At 71.3% G+C, this 23252-nt stretch carries 17 protein-coding genes; 11 read left to right on the top strand and 6 right to left on the bottom strand.

The features are described from left to right. Positions 1 to 28: 28 nt before the first annotated feature. On the top strand, positions 29 to 2662 hold the full coding sequence (gene polA / locus OHL10_RS05015) for a DNA polymerase I (protein ID WP_425498972.1): 2634 nt from the start codon (positions 29 to 31) through the stop codon (positions 2660 to 2662). 40 nt (positions 2663 to 2702) lie between these two features. On the opposite strand, the gene OHL10_RS05020 is transcribed toward polA, so the two are convergent. Next, on the bottom strand, positions 2703 to 3512 hold the full coding sequence (locus OHL10_RS05020) for a class I SAM-dependent methyltransferase (protein ID WP_265521087.1): 810 nt from the start codon (positions 3510 to 3512) through the stop codon (positions 2703 to 2705). A gap of 118 nt (positions 3513 to 3630) precedes the next feature. Here OHL10_RS05020 and OHL10_RS05025 point away from each other — a divergent pair, with 118 nt between their 5' ends. Together OHL10_RS05025 and rpsA are read left to right on the top strand one after the other, a co-directional pair. After that, positions 3631 to 4656, top strand: a complete 1026-nt coding sequence (locus OHL10_RS05025; RefSeq protein WP_265521088.1) for a 6-phosphofructokinase — start codon at positions 3631 to 3633, stop codon at positions 4654 to 4656. A gap of 173 nt (positions 4657 to 4829) precedes the next feature. Next, complete coding sequence (gene rpsA / locus OHL10_RS05030) at positions 4830 to 6311, top strand: 30S ribosomal protein S1 (protein ID WP_265521089.1); 1482 nt, start codon at positions 4830 to 4832, stop codon at positions 6309 to 6311. Between the two features lie 113 nt (positions 6312 to 6424). Here rpsA and OHL10_RS05035 read toward each other — a convergent pair whose 3' ends face one another. Beyond that, a complete protein-coding gene (locus OHL10_RS05035; protein WP_265521090.1) occupies positions 6425 to 8335 on the bottom strand; it encodes an ABC transporter ATP-binding protein in 1911 nt (636 codons plus the stop codon). 122 nt (positions 8336 to 8457) lie between these two features. Here OHL10_RS05035 and OHL10_RS05040 point away from each other — a divergent pair, with 122 nt between their 5' ends. From OHL10_RS05040 to pcp, 3 genes are read left to right on the top strand one after another with little or no spacing between them, the layout of a single operon-like run. Then, complete coding sequence (locus OHL10_RS05040; RefSeq protein ID WP_265521091.1) at positions 8458 to 8901, top strand: MarR family winged helix-turn-helix transcriptional regulator; 444 nt, start codon at positions 8458 to 8460, stop codon at positions 8899 to 8901. A 46-nt stretch (positions 8902 to 8947) separates the two neighbouring features. Continuing rightward, positions 8948 to 9568 (top strand): dephospho-CoA kinase, encoded by a 621-nt coding sequence (gene coaE / locus OHL10_RS05045; protein WP_265521092.1) that lies wholly within the window; start codon positions 8948 to 8950, stop codon positions 9566 to 9568. Continuing rightward, positions 9565 to 10215: a pyroglutamyl-peptidase I gene (gene pcp, locus OHL10_RS05050; RefSeq protein WP_265521093.1), complete on the top strand. Its 651-nt coding sequence runs from the start codon at positions 9565 to 9567 to the stop codon at positions 10213 to 10215. The genes coaE and pcp overlap by 4 nt, the downstream gene beginning before the upstream one ends. A gap of 19 nt (positions 10216 to 10234) precedes the next feature. Here the strand turns inward: pcp and OHL10_RS05055 are convergent, their stop codons facing one another. After that, positions 10235 to 11704, bottom strand: a complete 1470-nt coding sequence (locus OHL10_RS05055; protein WP_265521094.1) for a choice-of-anchor A family protein — start codon at positions 11702 to 11704, stop codon at positions 10235 to 10237. Positions 11705 to 11908: 204 nt separating this feature from the next. On the opposite strand from OHL10_RS05055, the gene uvrB reads away from it, so the two are divergent. Then, on the top strand, positions 11909 to 14008 hold the full coding sequence (uvrB, locus tag OHL10_RS05060; protein ID WP_265521095.1) for an excinuclease ABC subunit UvrB: 2100 nt from the start codon (positions 11909 to 11911) through the stop codon (positions 14006 to 14008). Positions 14009 to 14210: 202 nt separating this feature from the next. Then, complete coding sequence (locus OHL10_RS05065) at positions 14211 to 15260, top strand: TerC family protein (RefSeq protein ID WP_265521096.1); 1050 nt, start codon at positions 14211 to 14213, stop codon at positions 15258 to 15260. Positions 15261 to 15318: 58 nt separating this feature from the next. Here the strand turns inward: OHL10_RS05065 and OHL10_RS05070 are convergent, their stop codons facing one another. Next, a complete protein-coding gene (locus OHL10_RS05070; protein ID WP_265521097.1) occupies positions 15319 to 15618 on the bottom strand; it encodes a YciI family protein in 300 nt (99 codons plus the stop codon). Positions 15619 to 15661: 43 nt separating this feature from the next. Continuing rightward, positions 15662 to 16378: an MBL fold metallo-hydrolase gene (locus OHL10_RS05075; protein ID WP_265521098.1), complete on the bottom strand. Its 717-nt coding sequence runs from the start codon at positions 16376 to 16378 to the stop codon at positions 15662 to 15664. Positions 16379 to 16513: 135 nt separating this feature from the next. Between OHL10_RS05075 and uvrA the strand changes: the two genes are divergently transcribed. Continuing rightward, complete coding sequence (gene uvrA, locus OHL10_RS05080; RefSeq protein ID WP_265521099.1) at positions 16514 to 19609, top strand: excinuclease ABC subunit UvrA; 3096 nt, start codon at positions 16514 to 16516, stop codon at positions 19607 to 19609. A gap of 9 nt (positions 19610 to 19618) precedes the next feature. Here uvrA and OHL10_RS05085 read toward each other — a convergent pair whose 3' ends face one another. Continuing rightward, on the bottom strand, positions 19619 to 20104 hold the full coding sequence (locus tag OHL10_RS05085; RefSeq protein ID WP_265521100.1) for an OsmC family protein: 486 nt from the start codon (positions 20102 to 20104) through the stop codon (positions 19619 to 19621). Positions 20105 to 20203: 99 nt separating this feature from the next. Between OHL10_RS05085 and uvrC the strand changes: the two genes are divergently transcribed. Then, on the top strand, positions 20204 to 22315 hold the full coding sequence (gene uvrC / locus OHL10_RS05090) for an excinuclease ABC subunit UvrC (protein ID WP_265521101.1): 2112 nt from the start codon (positions 20204 to 20206) through the stop codon (positions 22313 to 22315). Next, on the top strand, positions 22312 to 23250 hold the full coding sequence (gene rapZ, locus OHL10_RS05095; protein WP_265521102.1) for an RNase adapter RapZ: 939 nt from the start codon (positions 22312 to 22314) through the stop codon (positions 23248 to 23250). Before uvrC ends, rapZ begins: the two co-directional genes overlap by 4 nt. The last annotated feature ends 2 nt before the right edge of the window (positions 23251 to 23252 follow it).

Here is a 23252-nt window from a genome sequence, read left to right on the forward strand (position 1 = left end):
TCGCCTGCTGCTGATCGACGGACACTCCATGGCCTACCGCGCGTTCTTCGCGCTGCCGGCGGAGAACTTCTCGACCACGACGGGCCAGCACACGAACGCCGTCTTCGGCTTCACCTCGATGCTGACGAACCTCCTGCGTGACGAGCAGCCGACCCACGTGGCCGTCGCGTTCGACGCCGGTCGGCAGTCGTTCCGCACCGAGGCCCTGCCCTCGTACAAGGGCGGGCGGGACTCGACGCCCGAGCCGTTCAAGGGCCAGGTCCCGCTCATCAAGGAGATCCTCGAGACGCTGCGGATCCCGACCCTCGAGAAGGAGAACTACGAGGCGGACGACATCTTCGCCACGCTCGCGACGCAGGGCGCCGCGCTCGGGATGGAGGTGCTCGTGTGCTCGGGCGACCGGGACGCCTTCCAGCTCGTCCGCGACGACGTCACGGTCCTCTACCCGAAGAAGGGCGTCTCCGAGCTCGCCCGTATGACACCTGACGCCGTCGTCGAGAAGTACGGGGTACCGCCGGAGCGGTACCCGGACCTCGCAGCGCTCGTCGGGGAGACCGCGGACAACCTGCCCGGGGTGCCCGGGGTCGGGCCCAAGACGGCCGCCAAGTGGATCACGACCTACGGCGACCTCGAGGGTGTCCTGGCGAGCGCCGGCGACATCAAGGGCAAGGCGGGGGAGTCCCTGCGCGCACACCTCGAGCAGGTCCGGGTGAACCGCCAGCTCAACGCCCTGCTCACCGACATGCCGCTCTCGCTCGGTCCGGACGACCTCGTCACGCAGCCGTGGGACCGCGAGGCGATGCACCGGGTCCTGGACGCCCTCGAGTTCCGCGCGCTGCGCGACCGGCTGCTGGCGATCGCGCCCGGCGGCGAGGTCGAGCAGGAGGCCGGGTTCGACGTCGAGCTGGACACCCTCGAGACGGGCGGGCTCGGTGCGTGGCTCGCCGACCGTGCCGGGCGGCTGCTCGGTGTCGAGGTCACGGGCAAGCCCGCGCCGGTCGGCGCCGACGCCTGGGCGGTCGCGCTCGCGGACGACGCCGGGACCGCGGTCGCGCTCGACCTCGCCGAGATCGGCGCGGCCGACGAGCAGGCGCTCGCCGCGTGGTTCGCCGACCCCGGAGCGCCCAAGGTCCTGCACGGCGCAAAGGCGGCCTGGCACGAGCTCGCCTCGCGGGGCTTCGACCTCGCCGGTGTCACGTTCGACACCGAGCTCGCCGCGTACCTGTGCCACCCGGACCAGCGGGGCTACGACCTCGGTGACCTCGTGCTGCGCCACCTGCACCGCGAGCTGCGGGTCGAGGACACCGACGCTGACCCGCAGGGCGCGTTCGACCTCTCCCTCGACGGCGGCGGGGAGTCCCGCCGGTCCGCCGTCCGGGCCGCCGCGGTCGTCGAGCTGTCCGAGGTGCTCGCCGGCGAGCTGCGCGACCGGGGGTCGGCCGGCCTGCTCACCGACCTCGAGCTGCCGCTGTCCGGTGTGCTGGCCCGGATGGAGCAGCGCGGCGTCGCCGCCGACGTGGCGTACCTGGAGGACCTCGAGCGCCACTTCGGCGAGCTCGTGGCGTCCGCCGCCGCGGACGCGTACGACGTGATCGGCCGGGAGGTGAACCTCGGTTCCCCGAAGCAGCTGCAGGAGGTCCTCTTCGACCAGCTCTCGATGCCCAAGACGAAGAAGATCAAGACGGGGTACACGACGGACGCGTCGGCGCTCGCCGACCTCTTCGCGAAGACCGGGCACCCGTTCCTCGAGCACCTGCTCGCGCACCGGGACGCCTCCCGTCTGCGGCAGACGGTGGAGGGACTGCTCAAGTCGGTCGCGCCCGACGGCCGGATCCACACGAGCTTCCAGCAGACCATCGCCGCGACGGGCCGGCTCAGCTCGACGGACCCGAACCTGCAGAACATCCCGATCCGCACCGAGGCGGGCCGGCGGATCCGGCGGGCGTTCGTCGTGGGCGACGGGTACGAGACCCTCCTGACCGCGGACTACAGCCAGATCGAGATGCGCATCATGGCGCACCTGTCGGGGGACGCCGGGCTCATCGAGGCGTTCCGCACGGGGGAGGACCTGCACAGCTACGTCGGTTCGAGGGTCTTCGACGTCCCGACGACGGACGTCACGCCCGCCATGCGATCCAAGATCAAGGCGATGTCCTACGGGCTCGCGTACGGGCTGTCGGCGTTCGGCCTCTCGCAGCAGCTGAACATCGAGGTCGGCGAGGCGCAGAACCTCATGGACGACTACTTCTCCCGGTTCGGCGGCGTGCGGGACTACCTCACGGGAGTCGTCGACGAGGCGCGGGCCACGGGGTACACGGCCACGATCCTCGGACGTCGCCGCTACCTGCCGGACCTCACGAGCGACAACCGCCAGCGCCGGCAGATGGCGGAGCGGATGGCGCTCAACGCACCCATCCAGGGCAGCGCCGCCGACCTCATCAAGGTCGCGATGCTCGGCGTCCAGCGGGAGATCGACGAGCAGGGTCTCGCGTCGAGGCTCCTGCTGCAGGTGCACGACGAGCTCGTCGTCGAGGTCGCACCGGGGGAACGTGCTCAGGTCGAGCAGGTGCTGCGGGAGCAGATGGGCGCGGCCGCGGACCTGTCCGTCCCGCTCGACGTCTCTGTCGGTGCGGGTCCGACCTGGCACGACGCCGGGCACTGAGCCCGGTCTCGGCGCTCCGAGGGGCGCTGCGCCGGAAGGCTCAGCGCACGGGCAGCCGGGTGCGGAAGATGGCGGTGCCCGGCAGGTAGGCGCCCCGCACCGGGCCCCAGCCGCCCCAGACCTCGTCGTTGTCGGCCGGCCACTCCGGCTCGACGACGTCGACGATCTCGAGCCCGGCCGCGACCACCTCGCGGACGTGGTCCCCGATCGTGCGGTGGTACTCCGCGTAGGTGACCGCGCCGCTCGTGCCGCTCTCGACGTAGGGACGGCGGTCGAAGTACGAGCGGTGCGCGGTCAGGCCGTGCTCGCTCGGGTCGTCGGGGAAGGCCCACCGCAGCGGGTGGGTGACCGAGAAGGTCCAGGACCCACCGGGTCGCAGCACACGAGCCGCCTCCCGGTGGACGGCGTCGGCGTCGGGCACGAACGGGATGGCGCCGAACGACGTGAAGACGGCGTCGAAGCCGTCGTCCGCGAACGGGAGCCGTCGCGCGTCCGCCTGGACGAGCGGGACCCGGATCCCGGTCGCCCGGTTGAGGGCGGCGCCGGCGGCCAGCATCCCGCCCGAGACGTCGGTCGCGACGGTGCTCGCACCCTGGCTTGCGAGCCAGCGCGAGCACTGCGCGGCACCTGCTCCTACCTCGAGCACCCGTCGCCCCCGCACCTCGCCGAGGAGACCGGCGTCGCGCTCGCGCAGTCCTTCGGGGCACCAGCAGAAGTCCGCGGGGCCGAGGAAGCGGCCGTGGTCGGCGAGGTAGTCCTGGGCGTTGAGGTCCCACCATCCGCGCGCGGCGCCACCACCGGCGTCCGACGGCACGTCGCGGTACCCCACCGACCCGATCGACTCGTCCACGGCTCCATTGTGTCGCACCGGATTCGGGACCTTTGCGGGTAGGTCGCCGGGCCGTACGCCGCTAGGGTGAGAACGCGGTCGCTCGACCGCGGACCCAATGGCGAGGAGAGGTACTGGCGTGCGCATCGGACTCCTGACGGGGGGCGGAGACTGCCCCGGGCTCAACGCGGCGATCCGTGCCGTCGTCAAGCAGGCGACGGGCGAGTACGGGCACTCGGTCATCGGGTTCCGCAACGGGTGGCGGGGTGTCGCGGACGGTGACGTCTACCCGATGGCACGGTCCGACATCCGCAACGTCCTGCCCGTCGGCGGCACGCTGCTCGGCACGGCGAGGTTTCACCCGCACGCGGCCGACGGCGGCATGGACGCGGTGATGGCCACGCTCGAGGCCGAACGGATCGACGGGCTCCTGTGCATCGGCGGGGACGGCACGCTGCACGCGGCGAGCAAGGTGGCCGAGGCCGGTGTGAACATCGTCGCGATCCCGAAGACCATCGACAACGACGTCGCGGGCACCGACCTGTCGATCGGGTTCCACACCGCGGTGAACATCGCGACCGAGGCGATCGACCGCGTGCACACGACGGCGGAGAGCCACAACCGCGTGATGGTCGTCGAGGTCATGGGCCGGCACGCGGGCTGGATCGCGGTCAACGCGGGCATCGCGGGTGGTGCGGAGGTCGTGCTGGCACCGGAAGAGCCGTTCGACATCGAGCAGGTCGTGAAGTTCTTGCGCCACCGCCACCGTGCCCACGCGAACTTCTCGATCGTCGTCGTCGCGGAGGGCGCGCTGCCGCGGGCCGGCAGCGCCATGGAGTTCGAGCAGCAGCTCGGCCGGTACGGCGAGATCATCGCCGGTTCGATCGGCGAACGCGTCAGTACCGAGATCGCGGAGCGCACGGGGTTCGACACCCGCCTGACGGTCCTCGGGCACGTCCAGCGGGGCGGCTCGCCCACCCCGACCGACCGCATCCTCGGCAGTCGATTCGGCGTCGCCGCCGTCGACGCGGTCAGCCGCGGCGAATCGGCCGTGATGACGGCGCTGCGGGGAGAAGAGGTCGTGATGGTGCCGCTCGACGAGGTCGCGGGGAAGGTCAAGCAAGTCCCGGCCGACCTCTTGCGCGTGGCCCGGGTGCTGTCCTGAGCGTCGCGTTGACCCCTTCGGCAGCACGCGGATAGGATGTTCGACGGTGCAGTGCGCCTCCAGCATGTCCGGTAACCCCGGACTGGAACGACGCGCCGCCCCCGTCTGGTCCGACGTGACCAGCTCGACACCCATCCGTACTACTTCCTGTCCGCATCGGAGCATCGAACTCAATGACCATCTCCACCCCCGCGAAGTCTGTCCCGCAGGTCGCCGTCAACGACATCGGCACCGAGGAGGACTTCCTCGCCGCCATCGACGCCACCATCAAGTACTTCAACGACGGTGACATCGTCGAAGGCACGATCGTCAAGGTCGACCGCGACGAGGTCCTCCTCGACATCGGGTACAAGACCGAAGGCGTCATCCCCTCCCGCGAGCTGTCCATCAAGCACGACGTGGACCCCGGTGAGGTCGTCAACGTCGGCGACGCCGTCGAGGCGCTCGTCCTCCAGAAGGAGGACAAGGAAGGCCGCCTGATCCTGTCCAAGAAGCGCGCACAGTACGAGCGCGCCTGGGGCACGATCGAGAAGATCAAGGAAGAGGACGGCGTCGTCACCGGCACCGTCATCGAGGTCGTCAAGGGCGGCCTCATCCTCGACATCGGCCTGCGCGGGTTCCTGCCCGCCTCGCTCGTGGAGATGCGTCGTGTCCGCGACCTCCAGCCGTACGTCGGCAAGGAGATCGAGGCGAAGATCATCGAGCTCGACAAGAACCGCAACAACGTCGTCCTCTCCCGCCGCGCCTGGCTCGAGCAGACGCAGTCCGAGGTCCGCTCCACCTTCCTGCAGACGCTGCAGAAGGGCCAGGTGCGCCCCGGTGTCGTCTCCTCGATCGTCAACTTCGGTGCGTTCGTGGACCTCGGCGGCGTCGACGGGCTCGTGCACGTCTCCGAGCTGTCCTGGAAGCACATCGACCACCCCTCCGAGGTCGTCGAGGTGGGCCAGGAGGTCACGGTCGAGGTGCTCGACGTCGACTTCGACCGCGAGCGCGTCTCGCTGTCGCTCAAGGCGACGCAGGAGGACCCGTGGCAGACCTTCGCCCGGACCCACGCCATCGGGCAGGTCGTCCCGGGTAAGGTCACCAAGCTCGTCCCGTTCGGTGCGTTCGTGCGCGTCGAGGACGGCATCGAGGGCCTCGTGCACATCTCCGAGCTCGCTGTCCGTCACGTCGAGCTGCCCGAGCAGGTCGTCAACGTCAGCGACGAGGTGTTCGTCAAGGTCATCGACATCGACCTCGAGCGTCGCCGGATCTCGTTGTCGCTGAAGCAGGCCAACGAGGGTGTGGACCCGGAGTCGGACGACTTCGACCCCGCGCTCTACGGCATGGCTGCCGAGTACGACGAGCAGGGTAACTACAAGTACCCCGAGGGCTTCGACCCGGAGACCAACGAGTGGCTCGAGGGCTTCGAGACCCAGCGCGAGGCCTGGGAGGCCGAGTACGCCAAGGCGCACGAGCGCTGGGACGCCCACCGCAAGCAGGTCGCCGAGGCGCTCAAGGCCGACGTCGAGTCGTCCACGAGCACCAGCGAGTCCGCTCCTGCGTCGTCGTCCGGCTCGACCTACTCCTCGGCTCCGGTCCAGGAGGAGGTGGCGGGTACCCTCGCCTCCGACGAGGCGCTCGCCGCACTGCGTGAGAAGCTGACCGGCAACTGATCCGACCGCGGCCCTCGGGCCGCGACCCGGACGCCACGAAGGCCCGCCACCCCGCGAGGGGTGGCGGGCCTTCGCCGTGCTCAGACCTGCTCAGACCTGCTCGGTGGAGGAGGTCAGGCGGCCGCGACGTCGGAGTCCGCGAACTGCGTGCGGTAGAGGTCGGCGTAGGCACCGTCACGAGCAAGCAGCTCGGAGTGCGTGCCGGCCTCCACCACCCGGCCGGCGTCGAGCACGACGATCGCGTCGGCGTCGCGCACCGTCGACAGGCGGTGGGCGATGACCAGAGACGTGCGGCCTCGCAGCGCGTCGGCGAGGGCGAGCTGGACGGCCGCCTCCGACTCGGAGTCCAGGTGCGCGGTCGCCTCGTCGAGCACGACCACCTGAGGCGCCTTGAGGAACACCCGCGCGATGGCCAACCGTTGACGTTCGCCGCCCGAGAGCCGGTAGCCACGGTCCCCGACGACGGTCTCGAGACCGGCGGGCAGACCCGCGACGAGGTCCCACACGTGCGCACGGCGCAGCGCTGCCTCGAGCTCCGCATCGGTCGCGTCGGCCTTCGCGAAGCGCAAGTTCGCCGCGATCGTGTCGTGGAAGAGGTGGGCCTCCTGGGTGACGACGCCGATCGTGTCGCGCAGCGACTCCTGCGTGACGTCGCGCAGATCACGACCGGCGATGCGCACGACGCCGCCCGTCGGGTCGTACATCCGCGTGGCGAGCTGCGAGACGGTCGTCTTCCCCGCCCCGGAGTGGCCGACGAGCGCGACCATCGACCCGGCAGGCACCGTGAAGGAGATGCCCTGGAGCGTGTCGTGCGTCGGGTCGGCCGTGTCGGCCGCGACCGCCTCGAGGGAGGCGAGCGAGACGTCCGCCGCGCCCGGGTAGCGGAAGGTCACGTCGTCGAGCTCGAGCCGGGCGCCGTGCCGCGCGACGTCGTCCCGCAGGTCGCGCGCGTCGGGCGCGTCGGTGACGCTCGGACGCAGGTCGAGGACCTCGAGGACCCGCACGAAGCTGACGAGTGCCGTCATCACGTCCACCTGGACGTTCGACAGCGCGGTGAGCGGTGCGTAGAGACGGGCCAGGTAGGCCGTGAGGGCGACGACGACACCGACGGTGAGCGACCCGGAGATCGCCATGAGCCCGCCGAGGCCGTAGACGACGGCGACGGCGACGGCCGCGACCGTCGTCAGGCCGACGCGGAAGACGGTCGAGTACATCGCGGCGCGCACGCCGATGTCGCGGACCTGCCCGGCCTGCCCGGCGAACCGCTCGGACTCGCGCTCGGGCTGCCCGAACACCTTGACGAGGTGGGCGCCGGCGACGTTGAACCGCTCGTTCATGAGCTGGGCGGACTCGGCGTTCAGGGCGTAGCTCTCGCGCGTGATCCCGGCGAGGCGTCGCCCCACCCAGCGGGCCGGCAGCACGAAGGCGGGCAGGAGCGCGAGCGCGACGAGCGTCAGCTGCCAGGACATGGTGAGCATCGCGGCGAGGACGAACGTGACGGTGAGGAGGTTGCTGAAGACGTTGGACAGCGTCGACGTGAACGCCTGCTGGGCGCCGAGGACGTCGCCGTTGAGGCGCTGGACGAGCGCGCCCGTCCGGGTGCGGCTGAAGAAGGCGAGCGGCATGCGCTGCACGTGGTCGAACACGGCGGTGCGCAGGTCGTAGATGAGCCCCTCGCCGATGCGTGCGGAGAACCATCGTTCGACGATGCTCAGCAGCCCCGAGAGGAGGGCGAGGCCCGCGACGACGAGCGCGACGGTGACGACCACGTCGGTGCGGCCGGCGGTGATGCCGTCGTCGATGAGGATCTGGAAGAGCAGCGGGGTCGCGGCACCCGCCGCGGCGCTGAGGCTGATGAGGACGAGGAAGACGACGAGCTGCGCGCGGTAGGGGCGGGCGAAGGCGAGGATGCGCCGGGTGGTGCCACGGCGCAGGCGGTGACGGGTCACGGACGAGTCCTGGCGGAACGTGCGGAGTCCGCCTCCGCCGCCTGGTCCGCCGAATCCGGTGGATGGTGCTGGCATGGTGCCTCCTGGGGGTCGGAGGGAGAGGGCGGTGGAGGCGGGAGCGCCTCGACACCGAGATGCTGAGCGTACCTCACGATGAGGTAGTTCACAAGAGCCGGTGCGGCCGATAGGCTCACGGCGTGACATCGACCACCGACGGCCCGGCGGGCGACAGCGCCGAGTTCCTCACTCTGCTGCACGCGGCCATGCGCCAGGTGCGCCGCGACGCCGGCGCGCGGCTGCGCCCGGCTGGGACCACGCCGGGTCAGTACCGGTTGCTGCACGTCCTCGCGCGGTGCGACGGCCCACGGCGCCTCAGCGCGCTGGCCACGACGCTCGACGTCGCGCCCCGGTCGATCACGTCGAAGGTCGACGACGCGGAGGATGCGGGGCTCGTGCGGCGGATCCCCGATCCGACCGACCGGCGCGCGACCCTGGTCGAGCTCACCGACGAGGGCCGTGCCGTCGTCGAGGAGATCGGTGCCGCCCGCGCCGACGAGGCCGGCACGTTGCTGGCGCGCCTGTCCGACGTCGAACGTGCCGAGCTGTTGCGCCTGCTGCGGCTGGTCGCCGGCGAGGTGTGAGGGCCGGCGACGAGTCGCCGCACCCGATGCCTGGCAGGATGGGGGCATGTTCCGCATCGGTCTCACAGGCGGCATCGCCGCAGGCAAGTCCGTGGCGCTCGAGCGTCTGGCCGCGCTGGGGGCGGTCACGATCGACCACGATCTCCTCGCCCGCGAGGTGGTGGCGCCCGGATCGGTGGGGCTCGACCGCATCGTCGCGGAGTTCGGTGCCGAGATGCTGCTCCCGGACGGGAGCCTCGACCGGTCGCGGCTGGCGGCGGTCGTCTTCGCGGACGACGGCGCGCGCGAGCGGCTCAACGCGATCGTGCACCCGGAGGTCCGGCGCCGCTCCGCCGAGGACGAGGCCGCCGCCGCCGCGGCGGACCCGCGCGCCGTCGTCGTGCACGACATCCCGCTGCTCGTGGAGACCGGTCAGGCCGAGCACTTCCACCTCGTCGTCGTCGTCGACGCCCCGCGGGACGTACGGCTCGCACGCCTCGTCGAGTCGCGCGGGCTGACCAGGACGGAGGCCGAGTCCCGGCTGGCCGCCCAGGCGGACGACGACGCACGGCTCGCCGTGGCGGACGTCACGCTCGACGGCGGTGGTGAGGTCGACGACCTGCGCGCCGAGGTCGACGCCCTCTGGGAGCGGGTCGAGCGCGAGGTCGCCGAGGAGAGCGACGCGTGATCCTGCTCAGCGGGTTCGAGCCGTTCGGCGGCGAGGAGACGAACCCGTCCTGGCTCGCGGTGCAGCGACTCGCAGGCGAGCGGGTCGCGCCGCGAGGGGTCGGCGGCGATCCACGCGAGGAGGTCGTGGCCGTGCGGCTGCCGTGCACGTTCGCGGGCGCCTGGGCGGAGCTCGCCCGCGCGATCGAGGAGCACCGGCCGCGTGCCGTGGTCGCCGTGGGGCTCGCTGCGGGGACGACGCACGTCCGGCTCGAGCGTGTGGCCGTGAACGTGGTGGACGCGCGGATACCGGACAACGACGGGGCCGCGCCCGTCGACGTCCCGGTGGTCCCCGGCGGGCCGGCGGCGTACTTCTCCGGCCTGCCCCTGAAGTCGACTCTCGCCGCGCTGCGGGAGGACGAGCTCCCGGCGGTGGTGTCCAACACCGCCGGGACCTACGTCTGCAACGCGACGTTCTACGCGCTCATGGACCACGTCGCCCGCCACGAGCCCCACCTCGTGGCCGGGTTCGTCCACGTGCCCCGGGCGACGTCGGAGCCCGGCGAGGGGATGTCCCTCGACCAGATCGTCGGAGCGCTGCGGACGGTCGCGGCCGCAGCGCTGGTCGACGGCCCGGAGCCCGCCCTGTCCGGCGGCACGGAGGCCTGACGGCCGTCCCGCCCGCGGGTCAGCGCGCAGCCCGGCGTCGGACGGTCACCACCAGCAGCCCACCTGCGGCGAGCAGGGTCAGGGCCGCGCCCACGAGCACCCCGACGCCGGCGCCCGTCCGGGCGAGCGTGTCGGTCCCTGCCGCCGGGGTCGGCGCCGGCCCGGCTCCTGCCGCCGGGTCAGGACCGGCGGTACGCCCTGCGTCGTCGTCCCGTGAGGGGTCGACCGGTGCCCTCGGCTCGTCCTGCTCCGTCGGGAGCCCGCCCGTCGGGCTGCCGGGTGCCGGCACGTTCGCTGACGGCGCCGGGTCGGTGTCCGTCCCGGGGCCCGACGCCGCGGGCGGCTCGTCCGGCTCGGTCGGGGGGACGACGGCCGGCGGCTCGGGCGCCGGGGACGGCGTCCGGTCGCAGCCGAGCTCCGGTGCGCCGATCCACGGGTAGGCGTGGTGCTCGAGGCCGTGCGTCCCGCTGCCGCCGACGACGAGGTCCCCCGCGACCCAGAGGCGACCGTTGGTGCTGGTGCGCACCGTCACGACGCCGGACGACGCGGGGACGAGCACGCTGCCCACCAGCTGGTCGTTCGTCCCCAGGGTCACCTCCGTCGCCTCGGCCAGGTTCCACAGGATCTGCGAGGCCGCGTTGCCGAACCCGGACGACGTCGGGTCGTCGATCCGTGCGGCGCCGAAGGCCTGGTATGTCGGCGACAGCTCGACCCGCTCGCCCGAGACGTTGACCACGACCGGCGCGTCCTGCGAGACACCGACGAAGCGGATCTCGCGCACCTGCGCGAGCTCGGCCGCGTCGACCGAGAAGGTCTGGGGCCCGGAACCCGTCGTGCTCGTGAAGGTCAGGGACGGGCCGTCGCGACGCGTCGTGCCGGTGGGCGCCGCCGCCCCGAGCGACGAGGACAGGCTTGTCAAGGTCGCGCCGAGCGAGCCGTGCTCGGCGAGCGCCTCGTCACCGACGCCGGTGCGGACGACGCCGCGCCGCGTGGCGTCGCCGGTGCCCTGCGTGTCGAGCAGCTCCTGGCCGTGCAGGGTGCCGCCGACGATCACGTCACCACCCGGGTCGGTGCCGAAGCCCACCTGCACCGGTCCCCGGTCCACGGTGAGGTCTGCGCCGACGACCAGCATCTCGCCGGCGTCGGGCGTGATGCCGGAGCCCACGCCGACGGTCCCGACGTTCATCTGTCCCGCGGCGAACGTCGCGTCACCCTCGACGACCAGCAGGCCCTCGCTCTCCTTGGCGCCGGGGACGGCCTGGTAGGAGCCGCCGACGTAGACGGCGACGCCGTGATCGGTGAAGGAGTGCAGCGTGCCGCCGAGGCCGGGCAGCTCGCCGGGTGCGGGGCAGGTCGTGCCGGCGGCGGTGTCCGCACGGGCGGAGGTCGCGGCTCCGGCGCTGGTCGCGGTCGCGCCCGCTGCCAGGGTCGCGGCGAGCAGGACGTTGCAGGCGGCGCGTCGACGTCGACGCGAGGTGGGGCGCACCATGAGGTCTCTCCGGGAGGTAGGCACAGATACGTAAGCAGTCCGAACGAATGTCGGCCACGGGAACACTAGGGGTCGGCGTGCCGACGGCGCAAGAGCGTCCACGAGGTTGTCGTGGACGGCGACCGGGGCGGTGGCCGAGCCGGTCGCTGCGTCGGTCCAGCCATCCCGTCGCGGCGTGTGGGTGCCTCGCCGTACCGTTGACCCATGCGTCCTGTCACCGATCTCCAGCGCACCGTCGCACCGTTCGAGGTGGTCTCGGACTTCCAGCCCTCGGGCGACCAGCCGACCGCGATCGCCGGTCTCGCCGAGCGTGTGCGCGCGGGGGAGAAGGACGTCGTGCTCCTCGGCGCGACGGGCACCGGCAAGTCCGCGACCACGGCCTGGCTCGTCGAGGAGCTGCAGCGCCCCACCCTCGTCATGGCGCCGAACAAGACGCTGGCGGCCCAGCTGGCGACGGAGTTCCGCGAGCTGCTGCCGAACAACGCGGTCGAGTACTTCGTCTCGTACTACGACTACTACCAGCCCGAGGCGTACATCGCGCAGACGGACACCTACATCGAGAAGGACTCGTCGATCAACGACGAGGTCGAGCGGCTGCGACACTCCGCGACGTCGTCGCTCCTGACCCGGCGGGACGTCGTGGTGGTGGCCTCGGTCTCCTGCATCTACGGGCTCGGCACGCCGCAGGAGTACGTCGACCGGATGGTCCGGCTCGACGTGGGGGACGTCGTCGAGCGCGACGACCTGCTGCGACAGTTCGTGACGATGCAGTACACCCGCAACGACATGGCGTTCACCCGCGGGACGTTCCGGGTGCGCGGCGACACGGTCGAGATCATCCCGGTCTACGAGGAGCTCGCGATCCGTATCGAGTTCTTCGGCGACGAGATCGAGGCGATCGCGCTCCTGCACCCGCTGACGGGCGACGTCGTGCGGTCGGAGAAGAGCGTGCACCTGTTCCCGGCCACGCACTACGTCGCCGGCCCGGAGCGCATGGAGCGTGCGATCGGCTCCATCGAGGCCGAGCTCGGCGCGCGGCTCGAGGAGATGGAGCAGCAGAACAAGCTGCTCGAGGCGCAGCGCCTGAGGATGCGCACGACGTACGACATCGAGATGATGCGGCAGATCGGCAGCTGCTCCGGCATCGAGAACTACTCGCGCCACATCGACGGTCGCGCCGCGGGGACGCCACCGCACACGCTCCTCGACTACTTCCCCGAGGACTTCCTGCTCGTCATCGACGAGTCGCACGTGACGGTCCCGCAGATCGGGGCGATGTTCGAGGGCGACATGTCCCGCAAGCGCAACCTCGTCGACCACGGCTTCCGGCTGCCGAGCGCGATGGACAACCGGCCGCTGCGCTGGGAGGAGTTCGTCGAGCGGATCGGGCAGACGGTCTACCTGTCCGCGACACCGGGGGCCTACGAGCTCTCGATGTCCGACGGCGTGGTGGAGCAGATCATCCGGCCCACCGGCCTCGTGGACCCGCAGGTCGTGGTGAAGCCGACGACCGGGCAGATCGACGATCTGCTCCACGAGATCCGCGAGCGGGTCGAGCGCAACGAGCGTGTGCTCGTCACGACACTGACGAAGAAGATGTCCGAGGACCTCACGGACTACCTGCTCGAGAAGGACGTGCGGGTGCGGTACCTGCACTCCGAGGTGGACACGCTGCGGCGCGTCGAGCTGCTGCGGGAGCTACGGATGGGGGAGTACGACGTCCTGGTCGGCATCAACCTCCTGCGAGAGGGTCTCGACCTGCCGGAGGTCTCGCTCGTCGCGATCCTGGACGCCGACAAGGAGGGCTTCCTGCGGTCCGGGACGTCGCTGATCCAGACGATCGGGCGCGCGGCCCGCAACGTCTCCGGCGAGGTGCACATGTACGCCGACAAGATCACCCCCGCGATGGCCCAGGCGATCGACGAGACCACCCGGCGCCGCGAGAAGCAGGTCGCCTACAACGCCGAGCACGGCATCGACCCCACCCCGCTGCGCAAGCGGATCTCGGACGTCACCGACATGCTCGCCCGCGAGGACATCGACACCGCCCAGCTCCTCGCCGGCGGCTACCGGCAGTCCGGCAAGGCCAAGGCTCCGGTCCCGGGAGGTCCCAAGGAAGGCGCGACGGGCGGCAACCGGCTCGCCGGCGTGGCGGCGAGCGAGCTCGCCGACCTCATCCAGGAGCTCAGCGACCAGATGCACGCCGCCGCGGGCGAGCTGCAGTTCGAGCTCGCGGCGCGGCTGCGCGACGAGATCTCCGGCCTGAAGAAGGAGCTCCGCCAGATGCACGCGGCGACCGCCTGACGCACGAGGGCGTCCGATGACCTATGCTTGCACCTCGTTGGAGGGGAGTATTCCCACGCGGTGATGTCGTCATCACGGTCGGCGCAGTCGTCGGCCCGGTGTCACCGGTCCAGCGCGGCTCACGCCACCGCTCCGGCGGGCACGTGACGCGCGGGCGGAAGAGACCTCCGGTACTTCTCCCTACGTACCGGAGGTTCGGCAGATGGATGTCCCTGTCTGGGTGTGGCTCGTCACGGTCGGTCTGATCGTCGGCATGCTCGCGTTCGACTTCGTCGGGCACGTGCGCACCCCGCACGCTCCCAGCATCCGTGAGGCTGCCTGGTGGTCCGCCGGCTACGTCGCCGTGGCGTTGCTCTTCGGCGTCGTCGTCTGGGCGGTGTGGGGTTCGGTCTACGGCGGCGAGTACTTCGCCGGCTACGTCACGGAGAAGAGCCTGTCGGTCGACAACCTCTTCGTGTTCGTCCTCATCATGACCAGCTTCCGCGTCCCGCGGCTCTACCAGCAGAAGGTCCTGCTGATCGGCATCACGATCGCCCTCGTGCTCCGCACGATCTTCATCCTGCTCGGTGCGGCGCTCATCGAGAACTTCAGCTGGATCTTCTACGTCTTCGGTGCGTTCCTGATCTACACGGCGTACGCGCAGATCAAGTCGGGCTCGGGCCACGACGAGGAGTTCTCGGAGAACGGCGTACTGCGCCTGACCCGGCGGATCTTCCCGACCACGGACGCCTACGTCGAGGACCGCCTGACCACCCGGATCGACGGCAAGCGGTACATCACCCCGATGCTCATCGTGATGATCGCCATCGGCAGCGCAGACCTGCTCTTCGCGGTCGACTCGATCCCCGCCATCTTCGGGCTCACCCAGGAGACCTACCTCGTCTTCGCGGCGAACGCGTTCTCGCTGCTCGGCCTGCGCCAGCTCTACTTCCTCATCGACGGGCTGCTCGACCGGCTCGTCTACCTCGCGTACGGTCTGGCCGCGATCCTCGGGTTCATCGGCGTCAAGCTGCTCATCCACGCGATGCACACCAACGAGGTGGGCTTCATCAACGGGGGCGAGCACATCACGGTGGTCCCCGAGATCCCCACGTCGCTCTCGCTGATCTTCATCGTCGTCGTGCTGACCATCACGACGGTCGCCAGCCTCCTCAAGGACCGACGTGAGCGCCTCCGCTCGGCGGAGCGTGCTGCCGTGGAGGCGGCCGCTGCGCGCGAGGCTGCCAGCCCCACAGCGGACGAGAAGCACTGACCCGCACGACCGGGCCTCGTCGAGGCCCGGCCGGCAGGTCCTGGTCGGGACGGCGGGGTCAGGCTCGGTCGGCCCAATCGCCGATGACCGGCGACCAGGGACGCACGGTGCGCTCGGTGATCAGCCCCGCCCGCGCGAACGGGTCCTGGTCCAGGATCTCCTCGACCGAGGCGGCCGACGGCGCGTCCACGACGATGAGCGCACCCGGACCGGCGGTCTCGGTGGCCGGGAGAGGCCCGGACGCCAGGAGCGAGCCGTTGGTGTGCAGGTCGCGCAGGAACGCGCGGTGCTCGGCTCGCACGGCGTCGAGCTCGGCAGGTCGGTCGGGGTACGCGTAGGTCACGGCGTGGATCGGCATGGGCGACATTGAACCACCCCGGAGCGACGCGTCCGTGAGCACCTCACCATCCGCGCGCCCGCCACACGGGGAGCTGGTCGCGTTCCGCGCCGAGCGTCGTGTCGGCGCCGTGCCCCGGGTAGACCCACGTGCCGTCGTCGAACCGGTCGAAGACCCGGTCGGCGAGGTTGTCCATGAGGCGCGCGAAGTCCGCCGGTCCGGCGGTCTTCCCGGGACCGCCGGGGAAGAGCGAGTCGCCCGTGAACAGGTGCACCCGGCCGGGGACCGCGCCGAGGGCGTGCACGTGCGCCGGTTCCCGGTAGGCGAGCGCGATCGACCCGGGCGTGTGCCCGCGCAGGGCGATCACCTCCAGCGTCAGGTGCCCGGCGCAGAGCAGGTCGCCGTGCTGCACCCGTTGCGACGGGTCGACACCCGACCCGGCCCGGATCGCCTCGGCGTCCGCAGCACCCGCCACCGTGGCCGCGCCGGTGACCGACACGATCGACGCGAGGGCCCCGAGGTGGTCGTGATGGCTGTGGGTGGTGACCACCAGGTCCAGCCGTGCGCCGCCCGAGCCCTCGCGCACCAGGTCCAGGAGCCGGTCGTCGTCGGCCGCCGCGTCGACGAGGACCTGGGCGCCGTCGCGCCGGCAGGTCAGGAGGTAGGCGTTGTTCGCCATGGGTCCGACGGCGAGCTTGCGGATCTCGATCTCGTCGAGGACGCGGTGGGCGGCCGGGCCGCCCACCTGCACGTCGCCGGTGTAGGCGTCGTCACGGGTCACGGGAAGCTCCTCGCTCGTCGTCCTGGGCCTGACTCGTCAGTCTCCCACCGGGGCGCGCCGTCGCGCCGGTACCGAGTGGTGAAGGTGACGTCGAACAGGTGTGCGACTGTGGGTGGGCGGGCTTACGATGCTTCGGTGAGCAATCGCCTCGTCATCTCCGGTGCCCGTGAGCACAACCTGCGAAACGTCGACCTCGACCTGCCGCGTGACCAGCTCATCGTGTTCACCGGGCTCTCGGGCTCGGGGAAGTCCTCGCTCGCCTTCGACACGATCTTCGCCGAGGGTCAGCGTCGCTACGTCGAGTCCCTCTCGGCGTACGCGCGCCAGTTCCTCGGCCAGATGGACAAGCCCGACGTCGACTTCATCGAGGGCCTCTCACCGGCTGTCTCGATCGACCAGAAGTCGACCAACCGCAACCCGCGGTCGACGGTCGGCACCATCACGGAGGTCTACGACTACCTCCGCCTGCTGTTCGCGCGCGCCGGCACGCAGCACTGCCCGGTGTGCGGGGAGAAGGTCACCGCCCAGACCCCGCAGCAGATCGTCGACCGGCTGCTCGAGCTTCCGGAGGGGTCCCGCTACCAGGTGCTCGCACCCGTGGTGCGGGGGCGCAAGGGGGAGTACTCCGAGCTGTTCAAGGAGCTGCAGTCGAAGGGCTTCGCGCGCGCCCGCGTCGACGGGGAGGTCGTCTCGCTGACGGAGCCGCCCGCGCTGGAGAAGAAGCTCAAGCACGACATCGAGGTCGTCATCGACCGCCTCGTCGCCCGGGAGGGCGTCCAGCGCCGCCTCACGGACTCCGTCGAGACGGCGCTCGGTCTCGCCGGGGGACTGCTCGTCATCGAGCTCGTCGACGCCGACGCCGACGACCCTCACCGGGAGCGCCGCTTCTCGGAGAAGCGGGCGTGCCCCAACGACCACGAGCTCGCGCTCGACGAGATCGAGCCGCGGACGTTCTCCTTCAACGCGCCGTACGGCGCGTGCCCGGAGTGCACCGGGATCGGCTTCCGCCTCGAGGTGGACCCGGACCTCGTCATCCCGGACGAGGAGAAGTCGCTCGCCGAGGGCGCGGTCGCGCCGTGGGCGCAGATCTCCTCCGAGTACTTCGTGCGGGTCCTCACGGCACTCGCCGACGACCTCGGCTTCTCGATGGACGCGCCGTGGCGCGCGCTGCCGCAGCGCGCGAAGAACGCCGTGCTGTTCGGGCAGAACCACGAGGTGCACGTGCGCTACCGCAACCGATGGGGCCGTGAGCGTCAGTACTCGACGGGCTTCGAGGGCGTCGTGTCGTTCCTCGAGCGGCGGCACACCGAGACCGAGTCGGACTGGTCCAAGGAGAAGTACGAGGCGTACATGCGCCAGGTGCCGTGCCCGGTCTGCGACGGCACGCGTCTCAAGCCCGAGGTCCTCGCGGTCAAGGTGGGTGACCGGTCGATCGCGGACGTCTGCCGGCTCCCGCTGCGTGAGGCGGCGGAGTTCCTCGGCGGGCTCGAGCTCGGCGAGCGGCAGCGGGCCATCGCGGCCGAGGTGCTCAAGGAGATCCACGCACGCCTCGGCTTCCTGCTCGACGTCGGTCTCGACTACCTCTCCCTCGAACGCCCTGCCGGCACCCTGTCCGGCGGCGAGGCGCAGCGGATCCGGCTCGCGACGCAGATCGGGTCCGGTCTGGTCGGGGTGCTGTACGTGCTCGACGAGCCGAGCATCGGCCTGCACCAGCGCGACAACCGTCGGCTCATCGAGACGCTGACCAGGCTGCGCGACCTGGGGAACACGCTCATCGTCGTCGAGCACGACGAGGACACGATCCGGACCGCGGACTGGGTGGTCGACATCGGCCCGGGCGCGGGTGAGCACGGCGGGCGCGTGGTGCACTCCGGCGACTACGCCGGGCTGCTCGAGGCGCCGGAGTCGGTCACCGGTGCCTACCTCTCCGGACGCCGCACCATCCCGCTGCCCGCGCAGCGCCGGCCCGTCGACCCGGGACGGGCCGTGGAGGTCGTCGGTGCCCGGGAGCACAACCTGGGCGGGATCGACGTGAGCTTCCCGCTCGGGACGTTCACGGCGATCACCGGTGTCTCGGGCTCGGGCAAGTCGACGCTCGTGAACTCCATCCTCTACACGGTGCTCGCCAACCAGCTCAACGGAGCCCGGCAGGTCGCGGGCCGGCACACACGGGTCACAGGGCTGGAGGACCTCGACAAGGTCGTGCACGTGGACCAGGGTCCGATCGGCCGAACGCCGCGCTCGAACCCCGCGACCTACACCGGGGTGTGGGACCACGTCCGCAGGCTCTTCGCCGAGACCACCGAGGCCAAGGTCCGTGGGTACACACCTGGTCGCTTCTCGTTCAACGTCAAGGGCGGGCGCTGCGAGGCGTGCTCCGGAGACGGCACGATCAAGATCGAGATGAACTTCCTCCCGGACGTCTACGTGCCGTGCGAGGTGTGCCACGGCGCGCGGTACAACCGCGAGACGCTCGAGGTCCACTTCAAGGGCAAGACCGTGGCGGACGTGCTCGACATGCCGATCGAGGAGGCCGCCGAGTTCTTCGCGGCGGTCCCGGCGATCTCCCGGCACCTCAAGACGCTGGTGGAGGTCGGGCTCGGCTACGTCCGTCTCGGCCAACCCGCGCCGACGCTCTCCGGTGGCGAGGCGCAGCGCGTCAAGCTCGCGAGCGAGCTGCAGAAGCGCTCGTCGGGACGCACCGTCTACGTGCTCGACGAGCCCACGACCGGACTGCACTTCGAGGACATCCGCAAGTTGCTGGCCGTGCTGCAGTCGCTGGTGGACAAGGGCAACTCGGTGCTCGTGATCGAGCACAACCTGGACGTCATCAAGAGCGCCGACTGGGTCATCGACATGGGTCCCGAGGGCGGGTCCGGTGGAGGGACGGTTGTGGCCGAGGGCACGCCCGAGCAGATCGCCGTCGTCCCGGCGAGCCACACGGGCAGGTTCCTCGCGGACGTCCTCGACGGGCACCCGCCGGTCCCGGTCGCGCCCGCGAAGGCTCCGGTGACCCCGGCAGGCAAGGCGTCCGGCAAGTCATCGGGCAAGGCCGCTGGCAAGTCCGGCGCGGTGGGCAAGGCCAGCGCGGCGAGCGCGTCCGGCACCGGGGCCCGCAAGGCGACCGCGACCCGCAAGGGCGGCCGCACGGCGGCGGCGAGTGCCCGCGCCACGGGCGCGGTCACGACGCGCGCGTCGACCTCGACGGCCTCGGTCGATCGGGAGGCGTGAGCGACTCTCTCAGCGGCTCGCGACCCGGGCCGGGACGGGGTCGACGCGGACCGGGAAGTTCACGGACCGTGCCAGGAAGCAGTGGTCGTGGGCCAGGTGGTGCAGCTCCGTCAGCGTCACGTCGTCGCCGTCGGGCGTCGACGTGACCGTCACGCGCGGGTGCAGCACGACCTCGGTGAACTGGCCCGCGCCTGCGGACTCGACGCGCATGCTGCCCTCGACGTCGTCCTCGTACTCGAGCACGACCACACCCGCGGCGGACGCGAGGTGCAGGAACCACAGCATGTGGCACTGCGCCAGGCTCGCCACGAAGAGCTCCTCGGGGCTGTGCCGGGCAGGGTCCCCGCGGAAGGCGGGGTCGGCCGACGCGCGGATCGCGGGTCGTCCGGTGATCTCGACGTCGTGGTCGCGGCTGTAGGCCGTGTAGCTCGTGGTCCCGGTCTCGCCCGCGCCCGTCCACCGGACGGTCGCTGCGTAGGAGTGGAAGGCGCCCATGGAGCCACCCTACTGGGGGCGGTGACCTGCGTCACAACGAGAGCCGGGTGATGCTCGGTCGCGGCCTGAGAGTGGGCGGGCTCAACTAGGCTGGAACCTATGGCTGACCCCGCGACGTACCGTCCTGCGCCGGGAGAGATCCCGACCTCGCCGGGGGTCTATCGGTTCCGTGACGCGCACGGCCGGGTCGTCTACGTCGGCAAGGCGAAGAACCTGCGGTCGCGGCTCTCGAGCTATTTCCAGGACATCGCCGGCCTCCATCACCGCACCCAGACGATGGTCACCACCGCCGCGTCCGTCGAGTGGACGGTCGTGGGCACGGAGGTGGAGGCGCTCGCCCTCGAGTACACCTGGATCAAGGAGTACGACCCGCGGTTCAACGTCAAGTACCGCGACGACAAGTCCTACCCGTACCTCGCGGTGACGATGTCCGAGGAGTTCCCCCGGGCACAGGTGATGCGCGGGACCAAGCGCCCTGGCACCCGCTACTTCGGCCCGTACGGCCACGCGTGGGCGATCCGCGAGACGCTCGACCTCCTCCTGCGGGTCTTCCCGGTGCGCACGTGCTCGTCCGGTGTGTTCAAGCGCGCGCACCAGACCGGTAGGCCGTGCCTGCTCGGCTACATCGACAAGTGCTCCGCGCCGTGCGTCGGCAGGATCTCGCCGGAGGACCACCGTGACCTCGCCGAGGACTTCTGCGACTTCATGGCCGGTGACACCGCGAAGTTCGTGCGCCGGCTGGACCAGCGCATGCGGGAGGCCGCGGCGGAGATGGACTACGAGCAGGCTGCCCGTCTGCGCGACGACATCGCCGCGCTCGAGCGTGCGACCGAGAAGAACGCCGTCGTCCTCACCGACGCGACCGACGCCGACGTCTTCGCGCTCGCCGGGGACGAGCTCGAGGCCGCGGTGCAGGTCTTCCACGTCCGGGGCGGCCGGATCCGCGGGCAGCGTGGGTGGATCGTGGAGAAGGTGGAGGACGTCACGGACGCCGAGCTCGTCGAGCACCTGCTGCAGCAGGTCTACGGGGCCGCCGACGAGGCGGGCGGCGGGGACCGTGCCGCCGTGCGTGACGCGGTCCCGCGCGAGGTGCTCGTGCCGGTGCTCCCGCCCGACGTGGAGCAGGTGACGGCGTGGCTCACCCGCCTGCGCGGGGCGAAGGTCGACGTCCGGGTCCCGCGACGAGGTGACAAGCGGGAGCTCGCCGCGACCGTGCACAAGAACGCCGAGCACGCCCTCGTGCTGCACCGCACGCGACGTGCCGGTGACCTCACCACCCGCAGCCAGGCCCTGCGGGAGATCCAGGAGGCGCTCGGCCTCGAGAGCGCTCCGTTGCGCATCGAGTGCTTCGACGTCTCCACCACGCAGGGGACGCACCAGGTCGCGTCCATGGTCGTCTTCGAGGACGGGCTGGCGCGCAAGAGCGAGTACCGGCACTTCGCCGTGCGCGGGCCGGACGGCGAGGGCGCTCGCGACGACACCGCCGCGATGCACGAGGTCGTCACGCGCCGTTTCCGTCGGCATCTCGCGGACCAGGCGCGCGTCGCAGAGACCGGTAACCCGCTGGACCAGGACACGCGTGACGTCGACGGCGCAGACCTCGCCGCCGATGTTCCCGAGCACCCTGGAGACGGCCCGGCGTCGGGCTACACGCCGCGCAGCCGCCAGGTGGACGCGTCCGACGCCGCAGAGCGCCCGGCCCGGTTCGCCTACCCCCCGAACCTCGTCGTGGTCGACGGTGGCCCTCCGCAGGTCGCCGCGGCCGCGAGCGCGCTCGACGAGCTCGGGATCGAGGACGTCGCGCTGTGCGGGCTCGCCAAGCGGCTGGAGGAGGTGTGGTTGCCCGGCGAGGACTACCCGGTCATCCTCCAGCGATCGTCCGAAGGGCTCTATCTCCTGCAGCGGGTCCGGGACGAGGCGCACCGCTTCGCGATCTCCTACCACCGCAAGAAGCGTGGCAAGGGGATGACCGCCTCCGCCCTCGACGACGTCCCCGGCCTCGGGCCGGCGCGCACGAGCGCGCTCCTCAAGCACTTCGGCTCGCTCAAGCGGCTGCGGGCCGCGACCGCCGAGGAGATCGCCACCGTGCCCGGTATGGGCACGCGGACCGCTGCGGCCGTCGTCGCGGCTCTCGCACCGCCTGCCCCCACGGACACACCGGTAGCGATGGGTGAGGGCGGACCGTCGCCGGCTGGCATGCTGGACACATGAGCAGCGAACCCCAACCGACCACCGTGCCGTCCGGGATCCCCGCGATCGAGCTCGCCGGCCACGGCCCCGATGCCGACGTCGCCGAGGTGCTCATCATCACCGGCATGTCGGGCGCGGGCCGCTCGCGGGCGGCGGCCGTCCTGGAGGACCTCGACTGGTTCGTGGTGGACAACCTCCCGCCGAAGATGATCGTGCCGCTCGTCGACCTCATGACCCGGTCGAGCTCCACGCTCGAGCGGATCGCCGCGGTCGTCGACGTCCGGGGACGCGAGTTCTTCACCGACCTCGTCGACGTCCTCAGGCACCTGCGCGATTCCGGCGTCTTCTACCGGATCCTCTTCCTCGACGCGTCCGACGAGGTGCTCGTCCGCCGCTACGAGCAGGTGCGCCGACCGCACCCGCTGCAGGGAGAGGGGCGGATCCTCGACGGCATCGCCGCCGAGCGCAAGCTTCTCGCGAGCATCGAGGAGCGCGCCGACGTCGCGATCGACACCTCCGAGCTCAACGTCCACGACCTCGCGCGCGAGGTGCGCGCGGCCGTGGCTGACGGGACGCCGGACACGCTGCGGATCAACGTCGTCTCCTTCGGGTTCAAGTACGGGATCCCGCTCGACGCGGACCACGTAGTGGACGTACGGTTCCTGGCCAACCCGTACTGGATCACCGAGCTGCGCCACCTCACGGGCCGTGACGCGGCGGTGCGGGACTACGTCCTGGCGCGCCCCGGTGCGACGGAGTTCGTCGACCGCTACCTCAGCGCTCTCGAGCCTGTCCTCGCCGGCTACCTCGGCGAGGAGAAGCGGTACGTGACCATCGCCGTCGGGTGCACCGGGGGCAAGCACCGGTCTGTCGCCATCAGCGAGCTCCTCGCCCAGCGCCTGCGCGCGCAGGGCCAGCGGGTGACGGTCACCGCGCGTGACCTCGGGAGGGAATGACA

Origin of the sequence: Oerskovia flava, assembly GCF_026163685.1 — a bacterium.
Taxonomy (GTDB): Bacteria; Actinomycetota; Actinomycetes; order Actinomycetales; family Cellulomonadaceae; genus Oerskovia_A; species Oerskovia_A flava.